This is a genomic window from Bacteroidota bacterium (genome assembly GCA_016718825.1).
Lineage (GTDB): Bacteria > Bacteroidota > Bacteroidia > J057 > JADKCL01 > JADKCL01.
This window is the reverse complement of record JADKCL010000010.1, coordinates 165,826-178,289: the sequence shown is the minus strand read 5'-3', so window position 1 is coordinate 178,289 and position 12,464 is coordinate 165,826. Positions and strand designations below refer to the sequence as shown.

Here is a 12,464-nt window from a genome sequence, read left to right as displayed (position 1 = left end):
TAGATCTATGAGGCGTTGGCGAAAACTAAGGCTTTGGCCTCAGGTCTCAGGCCGATCGATCGCGAGAATCGGGACCTCCGGTGGAGGATCAGGAAAAAGTAGTTGGTGATATGAACTACCAGTCATGAGGTGGCATCAAACGCAGGTCATTGATTGGACCAGACCCGCTTATTTGAGCGGTTTTGATGCAATTTCCCAACGTCCATTTTTATCGGAGTCAGTGAACCGGATCACTTCATTGTTGTCCAGATAGGTTTCACTGTAATCAAAGTCACCATCTCCATCCAGATCGATTACCATATTCGATCGTTTTCCGTCCTTGGCGTAAGCCTCACTCAGTTCAAAGTACCCATTTTCATCCTTGTCAGTAGCTACGTTGGAAATGGAACCATCTGTCCAATAGCTAGTTATGGATTCGAAATTGTTGTTCCAATTCGCGTCGGAGAAGGTGGTGATTATTGCGTCAGTTTTTTTGTCGACCTGATGATACCGAGTATTGTCCAAGCTCCATTCGTATCGGAAATTAGGATTGATTCGCAATTGGGCTTGCCTCCAGTATTTGACCGCGAGGACGGAGGTGACCAAAGTGGTTGCAGTCATTGCCCAAGCCATGAACTTGGTAAAATTTACTTTCTGAGGTTTTTGGGAACGCCATTGCTCAGGACTTTGCTCAATGAAGATCGAAAATGATTCGAATCCAATCTCCTGCAAAAGCGTCTGAACTTGGTCTTTGTATGCTCCGGGAATGGTTATTTCTCCGAAATAACGGCCCTCATTCCCGACAGGGAAAACCTTCGAATCCAATTCTTGCCCTCGATATGGAATTTGCTCGGTTTCGAAGAAGGCGATCAGTCGTTGATAGTCAATCTCAGTTTGGCACCGTACGTGGATGAGGTTCATGGGCATTCTAATTCGTTGATCCAATCGGAAGGTACCAAAGTTCTTCTGGTAAACCAATCAAAAACCCATTCGACCCAAATGCAAATCGGTCATGAGAGAATCGCTCTGAGCCCCGTTATCTTCGAATCAAGGCTCCAAAATGCGAGTCTGAATTCATCTTTTACCTCACCCGCATTCTATGAAAATCAAAAATTACCCCATTTTCCTCCTTTTCACCCTGGTCATGGCCGCAAGCACCCTGCAGGCCCAACTCGGAACAACCATTTCTGTCAATGGCAATCTGATCCTCGGACCCTGCGGCGACACGCTGCTGCTGCGTGGCGTCAATTACGCGCCTTTCAACTGGGGATGGTCGCCCAATCAGCTGTTCATGGACGAAATCGCCCAATCCGGATCGAATTGTGTGCGCTTGCCCTGGTACCGCACACCTGCGCAAGGCACCCCGCAGACGACATACTCCGATTTGGCGAATTTGGACAGCGCCTTGAGTAAATGTATTCAATATCAGTTGATTCCGATTTTGGAATTACACGACTTGACCTGCCAAAATGATACGACAGCATTGGTCGCGACTTCGAATTGGTATCTGGAACCTGCCTTGCTTGCCCTGATAGACAAATACAAGCACAGCATCATCCTCAACGTAGCGAATGAAGCGCTCTACGTCAACTGGACCGGAAATCCGGCTGCATCACAAGCGACCTTCGTCCGCACCTATTCCGAAATCGTTACGAATTTCAGAAATGCCGGCATCACCGTTCCCATCATGATCGATGGCCCTGATTGCGGCAGCAACCTCGATGTGCTCGCCGCCGTCGGTCCGACGATGCAATTGAATGACCCAGCGCAAAATTTGATATTCAGCGCGCATGCCTATTGGTACGCCTTCGCCAACAACGATTCGACGCAGATGGAAGCCAAGATTGACAATGCCATCGCAAGCGGGATTCCATTTGTGATGGGCGAAGTTGCCAATTTGCAAGACGATCAAGTTCTGTGTCAATACACCCTCAATTATTCCGCGCTGCTTCACATTTTGCAGGCCCGCAACATCGGTTGGCTCGCTTGGAGCTGGGACAACGACGGATGCGCCGATCGCCAAATTACGACCAACGGCAGCTTTTCCAGCCTCACGGCCTACGGCAATGACATCCTCTACAACATTGACTACGGCATCTACAACTTCGCCCCGGCGCGCAGCGCCTACCTTTTCAACGGTGGCTTCTGCAATCCCGTGATTGCACGTGACGAGGCGCAGGCAGCGGCGACACTGAAATTGGTACCCAATCCTTCCAATGGCAAATTTGACATCCTGTTCAACCATTCGTTTCTGCTTGTCAAGGTGGAGGTTTTTAATGCTGCAGGACAATTGGTTCACCTGAGTTCCGAGGCGCAGGCTACCCGGATCCATCTTGATTTCGAGGGTCCTGCCGGGATTTACAACGTGAAGATTTCGACGGATGCGGGAGATGTACGGGTTTTGAAGTTGGTCAAGATCTAAGCTTGCCGCATCGTTAAGATTTTCAAAAACAGAAAGCCGCAGCGGTCGCAAGGAATTTAGGAATTCCAGGCGACCGCTGCGGCTTCACAATTCATCCGATTCGTTCCGGGCTCAGTCTCGAACAAATTTTCCGACAAAGGATTGCCTTGCGCATTCCAATTGAAAGAAATAGACTCCCGGGCTGAAATCTCGGACATCAATGACAAATTGGTTCGTATTCGTGGCGGATGGATTCGCGACGACACGGCCTGTGATATCCACGATCCTCAAATTGGCAGATTGCCCGGTCGGATTTTCAAACCGCAGTGTCACGAGGTCATGAGCAGGGTTGGGAAAAATGCTGGCTTCCAAAACTTCGGCATTTGGCTGATCCACGCCCGTGAGCGTGGCACCGCAGGGTAGCCGGTCGGTTTCCCACCAAAGACGCAGCGAATCCGTCATATCCAAAAGTTCGCAAACGGATCCCAAGTTGTCATTGTAATATCCGCGTGCCATCAACATCGCAAACGTGTAGGATTTGGTTTCACCTGCCGCAAAAGTGCTTTCGCCAACAGAGAGCAAGCTCCTGCGGTCAAATGGCGAATTTCCAGCGCCCATTTCGGTCCATCCAGTGCCGGGGCCTCCACACCAGCCCCCGTTGCCGGAGTATGGAAACTGTGCAGCTGCGCCCGGCGAAGTGGTTTGCCATCCATCAAGACCATTGTCGACCAGCACTGAACCGTCTTTCCAGAGATTTTTGAGGTAGCCGTAATAATGATTGGCGGTTTCCGGATTACCCTTGATGCTGAAGTCATTGTTGTAATACATGCCCCCGCTTGCATCAGCACTGAGGCAAGTCCAACCCATTGCGGGCGGATTCATTCCATAGCCAAATTGGGTTTCGTCATTGGCATCGCCGTTGAATCCGACAAAGAGGTCGCGTGAAGGATCGGAGGCGAGGTAGTCATCGCCGTAGTTTCCGATATCAAAGTCATTCCACAAGCCAAGTTGAAAGTCGGTATAGGCGATTCCCGATTGGTTGGTAAGATCATATTGCAGAAATAGAACGTCTTGAAGTTCCTGACAATTAAAGACATAGGCAAATGCCCTCACCTCAATCCCGGTCGGATTCAGGTAGGCTGACGGCGTGGCCGGGAAGTCTGCAAACTGAAAATAGATTGCCTGATCGCCAGGAAATTCGGGATAATCTCCAGCTGTGGGGGTATAGTGCTGTGGATCATTGTCCATGTCCACAAACGGCGCACAGGCTCGCGTATTGCCATTCAAATCGGTTCCGAAGGCTGGCCAATCCTGAATCACTTGATAGTTTGCAAAATTGAGGGTGCCATTGGCAAAGTCCGAACGGAATTGATCCACCTCTGAACGGTTGATCTTCCATACCTTATCCCAAAGCGAGCCGTCAAAATTGTAAAGACCAGGATGAAAAGTCTGTCCATTTTGGCCGTAGGTTTCTGCCGCAACGACGACGTTTCCATTGGGCCCCAGCCCCCCATACCAGAGATGGGCAGCGAAGCTCATCGTGCGTTTATCGTTGACCACGGTGGTTTTGGGCCATTCCAAACCTTTCAGGCTCAGAGGGGTATTTTGAAACAATTGCCCATCGGAGCGGATTGGGGCAATGAAATTTCCCAAATCCAGCAGGTCGTAGGCAGCATTTTGCCCTTGCATTTGCAGGGCCAAGCCAAGCAGGCAGAAAAGGATGAATTTTTTCATGACAATTTCGTTTTTGATTCCACCAAACAACGCTGTGCGCAAGCGGCATCAAAGCAGAAAAATGTATTCCTGTTACACAGTTTTGGGGTGGCTAGGTGCCCCAACATGCGCCGAAATTTGTGCAAAAATGAAACCTAAGGCCATTTTTTACTTTCCATCCATTACCCCAAGACGAATTTTACTGCTGCTTCGGCATGGATTTTTGTTGTGTCAAATACGGGGATCGAAACATCATTTTCTTGAATGAGCAGCGGAATCTCGGTGCAGCCCAAAATTACAGCCTCCGCGCCCATTCGAGCCATATTTTCAATGATTGTCTGATATTTCTTCTTGGTTTCGGGCAGCAATACCCCAAAAGAAAGCTCGTTGTAAATCGTGGAATGAATGAATTCGCGGTCTTCCTCTGAGGGGATGAATACGCTAATTCCCAGTGCTTTGAGCTTGTTTTGGTAAAAATCCATTTCCATCGTGTAGCGTGTTCCAAGAAGTGCAACGGTTTTGATGCCTTGTGACACAATTGAAGCACCAGTCACTTCGGCGATATGGATAAGCGGCACCGGCAAATGTGCGCGGATTTTGTCCGCGGCGAAATGCATTGTATTTGCGCAAATCAAAACCGCATCCGCCCCTGCCTTTACCAGATTCTGACAGGCTGCAAGCAGAAGTTCGTAGGTTGCATCCCAGTCTTCGGATGCATTGTTGTCTTGAATCTCTTGAAAATTAAGCGAATAGACAATGCATTTGCAAAAGTTATGCTTCCCCAACGCCGCATTAACTCCCGAATTGAGGAGCTTGTAATATTCGATGGTGCTAGGCCAAACGATGCCGCCTACCAGTCCAATCGTTTTCATTTCTCTCGTTTTCATCAAAATTAATGTGGGGACCACCCATTTACCAGGTTTTGAACTTTCGAATTGCTGAAAGTGCTGCAAATTGGGTTGCTGATCAAGGAATATGGGGGAAATTCCTGCGAATCCTCATCAATGCCTTTCAAAATGTACGAAAGATGGATGTGAGGCTGTAACGCTGACTTTTCAGTCTTGTGAAGTTCAGCGGGACATTCGACGCGAATGGACGACGAAGGCAAAGCATGACAACCTTGTAAATCTGTGGGAATCGGACAAAAAGTAAAATTGGTCCGCAACCGATTACAAATGAGTTTGAAAATGAATGATGCATATTATGATGGAAGTCTGAAATAACCGTTCAATCCACGAATCGAACAATTCAATCACTAAATTCGAAATATTTAAAAAATAATTGAATCAAATATGGAAATCGTTCGTATGTTTGCAAAGTGATTCCACAAACGGGATTCGCATTAAGAAAATGAATACGAAAAACAACATCGAAAATAACATGGTCCAAGCCACAGCGTTTGTATTGCATGCATGCTCATGTTCGTATTCCCATAGTTATTCCTATTCATCCGGGTGCGGGTATCGAGACTGAGAGTATTGATTTTCAGTAGTATATCCAGAAGCGCCCGGTCCAATTGATCGGGTTTTTTGTTGTCATTGCGTAATACCTTCTTCGAATTTTAGCGATTGATTTGGGCACAAATGCTGTGCCTTCTGGCAGCATATTGCGTTGATTTTTTCCTGGAATTCTTATTTGCACCGAGGCTTTCGGATCAGGATAATAATGTCTATGGAGCTCGTTATTTGAAATTGCGGAATTGAATGATTGAGTGAATTCTGAATAGAATTTCGAGGATGTTGTAGGAGTGGATTTTCCTTCTTATGCGAGGCGAAATTGATTGAAGAAAGAATTTTATTACAAGGAAGGTTGGCAGAGTGGTTATTGCGCCTGACTGCTAATCAGGTCGTCGGTGAAAGCCGGCGCGCGGGTTCGAAACCCGCACCTTCCTCCACGGCGCAGCCGTTTCTTCACTCTCACGCTCATTCTCACACTGAAATATACCATATATGGCTTCAGTGTGAGTGAGAGGGTGAGAAGAAGGGATTTGGCTGCGCCAAATAGCGGGCGTCCGGCTGGACGAGGGGCCTGTCTTGAAAACAGGTAGTTCCTGATGAGGGAATTGGGAGTTCGAGTCTCCCGCCCGCTGCTGCGCCGCGCAGCCACTCCAATCTCACACTCCAACTCACACTGAAACAACCACGGACAGTGTGAGTGGGAGAGTGAGTGAAGAGGGATTTTGCTTCGCAAAATGGGTTGGCCATAAGGTATGGCACCGGATTGTAACCCCGTAAAGAGCAGGTTCGATTCCTGCCCAACCCACAATTTTCCGGCATGACGGAAAATTGAGTTCGGAGATCGAGGAAACGGTTAGAGGGTTTTGGCATCGTGCCTGAATCATCTCGAACTGTGCTCTTGAACTCAAACTCAAACTCCAAATGGTGCTTGTGTTGCAAGGTCAGCATACCAGACTGTGATTCTGGAGATTCGGGTTCGATTCCCGGCTTGCACCCAAATTTTCCGCCATGGCGGAACATTGAGTTCGGAGTTTGTGGAATCGGTTCGAGGATATTGCGATGGGGGCTACCTACGTGACGCGAACTGTTTCCTATAACTCAAACTGAAACTCCAAAAGGGGATTTGGCTGATTGGCAAAGGCGCTTGTCTGCAAAACAAGATTGAGCAGGTTCGATTCCTGCATTCCCCTCAACGGCGCAGCCGTTTCTTCTGATCTCACGCTCTATCTCACACTTGAATAACATTGGTCAGTGTGAGATGGAGTGTGAGTAAGGAGAGATTTTGCTGCGCAAAATAGCGGGCGTCCGGCTGGACGAGGAATTTGCTTGGAAGGCAAATGTTCTACAACTGTGGAATTGGGAGTTCGAGTCTCCCGCCCGCTGCCGCAGGGGCAGCCACTCAAAACTCACACTCCAACTCACACTGAAACAACGATGGTTAGTGTGAGTGGGAGAGTGCGTGAAGAGGGATTTTGCTTCGCAAAATGGGTTGGAAGCCATAAGGTATGGCACCGGATTGTAACCCCGTAAAGAGCAGGTTCGATTCCTGCCCAACCCACAATTTTCCGCCTTGGCGGAAAATTGAGTTCGGAGTTCGAGGAAACGGTTAGAGGGTTTTGGCATCGTGCCTGAATCATCTCGAACTGTGCTCTTTAACTCGAACTCAAACTTCAAATGGTGCTTGTGTTGCAAAGGTCAGCATACCAGACTGTGATTCTGGAGATTCGGGTTCGATTCCCGGCTTGCACCCAAATGTTCCGCCATGGCAGAACATTGAGTTCGGAGTTCGAAGAAGCAGTTCAAGAGTTTGGGTTTGGAACTGAAGCCTTACCTCGAACTGTGCGCTTGAACTCAAACTTCAAATGGTGCTTGTGTTGCAAAGGTCAGCATACCAGACTGTGATTCTGGAGATTCGGGTTCGATTCCCGGCTTGCACCCAAATTTTCCGCCACGGCGGAAAATTGAGTTTGAAGTTCAAGGTCCAGTCGTTTCTTGCTCATCAGTGACAAGCTGTAAAATGCGCTGTCTCCACGCGCACTTTATTGATACTTGCAAGTCCTTGTAATACAGGTCGTTGAGCAATCTGCTCAATCCCGTATGGATAAAGTCCAACTGCTCAGGAAGAAAATCGAGCTGTACAATCGAGGACAAAGGTGGATAAAAGACTGTCGCTGCCATTATTTTCCTTTTTGAAATGGTTTCACAAATTCAATGGGAATGAGACGATATCCTCGGAAAATCCCTTCCTTCTCTCTCTCCGGGTGTTCTTCGCACCATGCTCCAAGCAGTGCTTCATCAACAAAGAAATCACCTTTCTTGAATTGCAGCATAGAGATTGCATAGCTTCGCGTATCGTAAGCAGGAAGATTTTTTGCGGTGATTGTCATGCGTTTGCATTTCATTTTAAATGTAATCACAATCTTGGAATTCGGTCTCATGCCTACAGCGAAGTAACCGTCTCTCTTTTCCAAAGGCTCCTTTAAATCGACTCGTCTATCATAAAGATTGACGACTTTATACGATGTCTTAAGAATAGGTTTGTCGTCCGATACGACCACTTGCTCGGCGGTGAAAAGACGGACTGCGAACGTTCCACAGCATACTTGGGCGTTCATTTTGGAACAGAGTCCTCCCATCAAGCCCAAGAGAAGTATCATCAATACTTTAGTCAGATCTTTCATTACATATCAGGGTTTAATTCCGTGCAAGATGATATCTGTCACACGCTCTATGAGGTGTTGGAGACCTTCCAAATCCCAACTGCTCAGGAAGAAAATCGAGCTGTACAATCGAGGACAATGGTGGATAAAAGACTGTCGCTGCCATTATTTTCCTTTTTGTATTGGTTTCACAAATTCTATAGGGATCAGGCGAAATCCCAGAAACATTCCTTCTTTTTCTATCTCTGGATGGTCATCGCACCATGCATCGAGCAATGCTTCATCAACAAAGTAGTCTCCCTTCTTGAATTGCAACGCTGCGATGGCATAGCTTCTCGAGTTGTAGCCTGGCAGATTTTTTGCGGTGATTGTCATGCGTTTGCATTTCATTTTAAATGTAATCAGAATCTTGGAATGCGGTCTCATACCTACAGCGAAGTAACCGTCTCTCTTTTCCAAAGGCTCCTTTAAATCGACTCGTCTATCATAAAGATTGACGACTTTATACGATGTCTTAAGAATAGGTTTGTCGTCCGATACGACCACTTGCTCGGCAGTGAAAAGACGGACTGCGAACGTGCCACAGCATACTTGGGCGTTCATTTTGGAACAGAGTCCTCCCATCAAGCCCAAGAGAAGTATCATCAATACTTTAGTCAGATCTTTCATTACATATCAGGGTTTAATTCCGTGCAAGATGATATCTGTCACACGCTCTATGAGGTGTTGGAGACTTTCCAAATCCCAACTGCTCAGGAAGAAAATCGAGCTGTACAATCGAGGACAATGGTGGATAAAAGACTGTAGCTGCCATTATTTTTCTTTTTGAAATGGTTTTAGAAATTGGATGGGGACGAGGTAATGTCCCTGAACATACCCTCTTTTTCAGCTTTGAGATTTTCTTGAAGCCAGACGGTATAAGCTTTCTCATCAATGGCAAAATTGCCTTTTTGGAATGTCAGCCCCAAGATCGCATAACTTTGAGAGGTATAAGCTGGAAGCTCTTTTACGCTAATTGTCATTTGTTTGCAATCTAATTTAATTTTAATCTTCAACTCTGACCACGGCCAGAATCCAGCCAAGTAGTAACCTTCCTCTCCCAGTTTCAATTTCTCTCCTTTAAATATTTTTCTTGAATAGGAAGCCATTATCTTACAAGATACCTTTGCAATTGATTTTTGTGTTTTTGAAGTTACTGCACTATCGGCTGCCAAAGTGAAGGCAAACGTCCCACAACACATTTGTGCGTTCATTTTGGAACAGAGCCCTCCCATTAAGCCCAAGAGAATTGTCATCAATATTTTAGTCAGGCCTTTCATTACATATCAGGGTTTATTTCCGTCCAAGATGATTTCTAATGGGATAGTTGAGTAAATAGGATTACCGAGGGAGCAACTTTCTGGATGCACTTTTCAGCACCCAGTTCTTCCAATAGCTGATTGATTCCAATGCGCGTCTTGCCGTCTGCGCGAAGAATCCATCGTTCTCCAACATCTCCTCGACTTCGGATTTCCAACCCATGCTTTTGAAGAAGGAGTTGGATCTCTGGCGCTTCAGTGTCTTTGCGAAACTCAACAAATAGATCCCCTGTGTACATTCCGGGATAATCATAATCTGTATTTCGGCAAAGCAAAGGTCCAGCCATCCGCACCAGGGGCGATGCCCTCAACTTTGCCAGCTCTTGGCAATCGCCGTTGCCAAATGAGCCTCCTTGGTCCCTTCCCAAGACAATGTACCGACGAAATGGAGATAGGGTAGACTGGGTATTTGGAGCTGTGTCCTTGACAAAAACAAATTCCTCTGTATAGTCTGACTTTCGCGCAACCCTGAGGTCATATTGATACACCACTACTAGGCCCAGCGATTTCAATAGCGGTGACAACAATTCCGCTACATCTTGAAAATAGACTTCTCCCATCACTGTATCCAACGATGGCACATTGGGTTCCAGCAGAAGGAAATTGTCGTTGTCCATGCAAGGAAATTTGAAGTTTTCGTCATAGCAATAAGGATCGTTGCTTTCCAACATATAAATCTGTTGAGGCACGCCATCCAACTGGTACATTCGCAACGTGTCAAATAAGGGATGCGTGATTACCAAGTCTATCTTCGTTTCCTCACTAAGGATTGCGACATAAGTCTTTGTCAAATCTGAATACGATGCATATTCCCCATTCACTTTTACTGTCGCATCTTTGACAACACCGTTCCTACTATCTAAGAGGTAGATGGGAACGATCGCGATTCCTGAGTTTTCTTTTTGCAATGGTTTAACAAATTCAATGGGGATCAAACGAAAACCCTTGAACATTCCTTCGTTCTCTAACTTATCATTCCACTTCAACCATGTTTTTAGCCTTGCTTCATCGACTTGGAAATCACCTTCCCGGAATTGTAAATCTTTTATTGCAAAGCTTCGAGTGTCGTATCCTGGAGGATTTCTTAGGCGCAACCTCATTTGCTTTTGATCGATTTCAATCGTTATTAGAATTTCCGCACTAGGCCACATACCAATTGCAAAATACCCGTCTCGGTATTCCATCGCTTGTGCTAGCATTGTTGCTCCTGAATGGATGCTTGTCATAGTACAAGTCGCATGGATCGAGTCACTATCCAGGAATATTGCGTCAGGAGATTTGATGACACTCACTGCAAAAGCTCCACAACACATTTGGGAGTACACTTTTACAAATAGTCCTCCAAAAATGATAAGTAAAATAATAGCCACTGATCTTCCTGTAGTTTTCATCAGCATCAGGGTTTAATGTGTTCCATCCTCAATGAAATATCTGAAGTTTTCCAAATCATGGAAATTAATACGTAAAACGATAATCCCAAAGGTGAATCTTGTATACACCACGAATATGAAGGAGACTGCGAATTTGCTGGTTATAGTCATCCAAGCTTCCTGAATGGATTTGTACTTCAAAATGATCTATATCCACATGGCTATTCGTTCTATAACGAAAAGCAAAACCTAAACCAGCCATTGCGCTTTCCACTTGTTGAAAACTTATGATCCATCCCCCAATCCTTCCAGCAACATAAACTTCCAACCAAGGCCTAAGTGAAAGTGCGTCCCCATTCTCCTGAAAGAGAATCACAGGTCCTGCAAAAGAAACAATTGGCTCCATTGCGAATCGCTCGATTTCTGTTGCGACGATTTTAGACAACGTATCTGCAGCTGGCTTGACCAAATAACAATTCTCTTTTGAGGGTCCAGGACAATCGAGATTATAGTGTTTTTGCTCACGAATAATTTCATAGCCATGGCTTGCAATCATTCGATGCATGGATTCTCGCACCACCTGACGATCCAAGCCATTACCCAAGCTATCACTTTCCTTCCCAACCACTAGAATTTGCCCGGGAGTGGGCAAACATGGACGCCAGCCATTCTCCATATATACAGAATCTTCCCCATCACGTAAGAGATAAGTTCCAATTTCCAAGTTAGGAAGGCCTTCATAATGCAATGTATGGTAGTCTTTATGCCTGATTTCTACATCGTATGGTGGTTTCACATCAGGACATCTGTATAAAACAGTCATTCCTAATTGCTTAGGAATGGCTTTCTTTCCATTGATTGTAACAATTGCATCGTTAATACTTTTTCCTTCACGATTGCGAACTCCTAGATACTGTTCGGGCGATTGACCTAGTCCGAGCAAAAATATGCTCTCAAATACAAGGAGAGTTAGCGAACGCATCCAAGTCATTTCCATACTCCTTTCTCCCCAATGGGCAGACAACCTCCAAGAGAAGCCAACTTCCCCATGCCCAAATCAGCCATTCCACAATTCTTCAACCTAACCATACCATCGATTTACATTGTCAACAAAAAGCGCTATCCACAACCCAAACCCCGTAGTACCAAAAAAGACATCAAATCCCATGCCTTCATCTCCACACGCGAAGGCCAAGCCACACTTCTCGATCCCACCACCTGCCCCTCCGCAACCTATCTATTGCCACTGCTCTGCTTCCCTGCAACCCTCTGCTAGCTATCTTTGGTCATTTTTTGCCCCATTTGAGCATTGACGCCTCCGTTCAATCCATCTACAATCTAAGCTACAAGGAAATTTGCAGGAATGATAGCTTTTGGTTTACTTTTTTGCTTCTACCTATTGCCAGCGTCAAAGGATACCTGAAAGCGACTCCAAAGGCAAATTACGGGCGAATCCGCTGCTTTTTAAAGCTACTCACATGCTTCAAGCATTGGTCATGATTGTGATCAGGCTCGGATTCCAAGTG

General features: G+C 46.1%; 11 protein-coding genes and 7 tRNA genes. 9 read left to right on the top strand and 9 right to left on the bottom strand.

Annotated features, from left to right (window positions below):
* Window positions 1-168 precede the first annotated feature (168 nt).
* A complete protein-coding gene (locus IPN95_13815) occupies window positions 169-900 on the bottom strand; it encodes a hypothetical protein (GenBank protein ID MBK9450450.1) in 732 nt (243 codons plus the stop codon).
* A gap of 178 nt (window positions 901-1,078) precedes the next feature.
* Here IPN95_13815 and IPN95_13810 point away from each other — a divergent pair, with 178 nt between their 5' ends.
* A complete protein-coding gene (locus tag IPN95_13810; GenBank protein MBK9450449.1) occupies window positions 1,079-2,401 on the top strand; it encodes a cellulase family glycosylhydrolase in 1,323 nt (440 codons plus the stop codon).
* Between the two features lie 111 nt (window positions 2,402-2,512).
* Here the strand turns inward: IPN95_13810 and IPN95_13805 are convergent, their stop codons facing one another.
* Both IPN95_13805 and IPN95_13800 read right to left on the bottom strand, forming a co-directional pair.
* Window positions 2,513-4,114, bottom strand: coding sequence for a T9SS type A sorting domain-containing protein (locus IPN95_13805; protein ID MBK9450448.1), 1,602 nt, complete (start codon window positions 4,112-4,114; stop codon window positions 2,513-2,515).
* A 161-nt stretch (window positions 4,115-4,275) separates the two neighbouring features.
* Window positions 4,276-4,965, bottom strand: a complete 690-nt coding sequence (locus IPN95_13800) for an aspartate/glutamate racemase family protein (GenBank protein ID MBK9450447.1) — start codon at window positions 4,963-4,965, stop codon at window positions 4,276-4,278.
* Between the two features lie 931 nt (window positions 4,966-5,896).
* Between IPN95_13800 and IPN95_13795 the strand changes: the two genes are divergently transcribed.
* The 7 genes from IPN95_13795 to IPN95_13765 all read left to right on the top strand — a co-directional run bounded on the left by IPN95_13795 (window position 5,897) and on the right by IPN95_13765 (window position 7,488).
* Window positions 5,897-5,987, top strand: a tRNA-Ser gene (locus IPN95_13795).
* A gap of 108 nt (window positions 5,988-6,095) precedes the next feature.
* Window positions 6,096-6,182, top strand: a tRNA-Ser gene (locus IPN95_13790).
* A gap of 291 nt (window positions 6,183-6,473) precedes the next feature.
* A tRNA-His gene (locus IPN95_13785) sits at window positions 6,474-6,546 on the top strand.
* Window positions 6,547-6,667: 121 nt separating this feature from the next.
* A tRNA-Cys gene (locus IPN95_13780) sits at window positions 6,668-6,740 on the top strand.
* Window positions 6,741-7,036: 296 nt separating this feature from the next.
* A tRNA-Tyr gene (locus IPN95_13775) sits at window positions 7,037-7,108 on the top strand.
* 118 nt (window positions 7,109-7,226) lie between these two features.
* A tRNA-His gene (locus IPN95_13770) sits at window positions 7,227-7,300 on the top strand.
* 114 nt (window positions 7,301-7,414) lie between these two features.
* Window positions 7,415-7,488 (top strand) — tRNA-His (locus tag IPN95_13765).
* Between the two features lie 36 nt (window positions 7,489-7,524).
* On the opposite strand, the gene IPN95_13760 is transcribed toward IPN95_13765, so the two are convergent.
* The 6 genes from IPN95_13760 to IPN95_13735 all read right to left on the bottom strand — a co-directional run bounded on the left by IPN95_13760 (window position 7,525) and on the right by IPN95_13735 (window position 11,935).
* The gene (locus tag IPN95_13760) at window positions 7,525-7,728 is read right to left on the bottom strand and encodes a hypothetical protein (protein ID MBK9450446.1); all 204 of its coding nucleotides are present in this window, start codon (window positions 7,726-7,728) and stop codon (window positions 7,525-7,527) included.
* Window positions 7,728-8,231, bottom strand: coding sequence for a hypothetical protein (locus IPN95_13755; protein MBK9450445.1), 504 nt, complete (start codon window positions 8,229-8,231; stop codon window positions 7,728-7,730). The genes IPN95_13760 and IPN95_13755 overlap by 1 nt, the downstream gene beginning before the upstream one ends.
* 144 nt (window positions 8,232-8,375) lie before the next feature.
* Window positions 8,376-8,879: a hypothetical protein gene (locus IPN95_13750; GenBank protein ID MBK9450444.1), complete on the bottom strand. Its 504-nt coding sequence runs from the start codon at window positions 8,877-8,879 to the stop codon at window positions 8,376-8,378.
* Between the two features lie 167 nt (window positions 8,880-9,046).
* Window positions 9,047-9,529, bottom strand: coding sequence for a hypothetical protein (locus IPN95_13745; protein MBK9450443.1), 483 nt, complete (start codon window positions 9,527-9,529; stop codon window positions 9,047-9,049).
* Between the two features lie 35 nt (window positions 9,530-9,564).
* Window positions 9,565-10,959, bottom strand: coding sequence for a hypothetical protein (locus IPN95_13740; GenBank protein ID MBK9450442.1), 1,395 nt, complete (start codon window positions 10,957-10,959; stop codon window positions 9,565-9,567).
* Between the two features lie 64 nt (window positions 10,960-11,023).
* Window positions 11,024-11,935 carry a hypothetical protein gene (locus IPN95_13735; GenBank protein MBK9450441.1) on the bottom strand — a complete coding sequence of 304 codons (912 nt, stop codon included), beginning with the start codon at window positions 11,933-11,935 and terminating at the stop codon, window positions 11,024-11,026.
* A 51-nt stretch (window positions 11,936-11,986) separates the two neighbouring features.
* Between IPN95_13735 and IPN95_13730 the strand changes: the two genes are divergently transcribed.
* Window positions 11,987-12,214 carry a hypothetical protein gene (locus IPN95_13730; GenBank protein MBK9450440.1) on the top strand — a complete coding sequence of 76 codons (228 nt, stop codon included), beginning with the start codon at window positions 11,987-11,989 and terminating at the stop codon, window positions 12,212-12,214.
* The last annotated feature ends 250 nt before the right edge of the window (window positions 12,215-12,464 follow it).

Excerpts from the sequence above, each read along its gene's own strand:
- IPN95_13755 (MBK9450445.1), bottom strand. The coding sequence starts at position 8,231 with ATGAAAGATCTGACTAAAGTATTGATGATACTTCTCTTGGGCTTGATG.
- IPN95_13750 (MBK9450444.1), bottom strand. The coding sequence starts at position 8,879 with ATGAAAGATCTGACTAAAGTATTGATGATACTTCTCTTGGGCTTGATG.
- IPN95_13745 (MBK9450443.1), bottom strand. The coding sequence starts at position 9,529 with ATGAAAGGCCTGACTAAAATATTGATGACAATTCTCTTGGGCTTAATG.
- IPN95_13815 (MBK9450450.1), bottom strand. The coding sequence starts at position 900 with ATGAACCTCATCCACGTACGGTGCCAAACTGAGATTGACTATCAACGA.
- IPN95_13730 (MBK9450440.1), top strand. The coding sequence starts at position 11,987 with ATGCCCAAATCAGCCATTCCACAATTCTTCAACCTAACCATACCATCG.
- IPN95_13760 (MBK9450446.1), bottom strand. The coding sequence starts at position 7,728 with ATGGCAGCGACAGTCTTTTATCCACCTTTGTCCTCGATTGTACAGCTC.
- IPN95_13800 (MBK9450447.1), bottom strand. The coding sequence starts at position 4,965 with ATGAAAACGATTGGACTGGTAGGCGGCATCGTTTGGCCTAGCACCATC.
- IPN95_13740 (MBK9450442.1), bottom strand. The coding sequence starts at position 10,959 with ATGAAAACTACAGGAAGATCAGTGGCTATTATTTTACTTATCATTTTT.
- IPN95_13810 (MBK9450449.1), top strand. The coding sequence starts at position 1,079 with ATGAAAATCAAAAATTACCCCATTTTCCTCCTTTTCACCCTGGTCATG.
- IPN95_13805 (MBK9450448.1), bottom strand. The coding sequence starts at position 4,114 with ATGAAAAAATTCATCCTTTTCTGCCTGCTTGGCTTGGCCCTGCAAATG.
- IPN95_13735 (MBK9450441.1), bottom strand. The coding sequence starts at position 11,935 with ATGGAAATGACTTGGATGCGTTCGCTAACTCTCCTTGTATTTGAGAGC.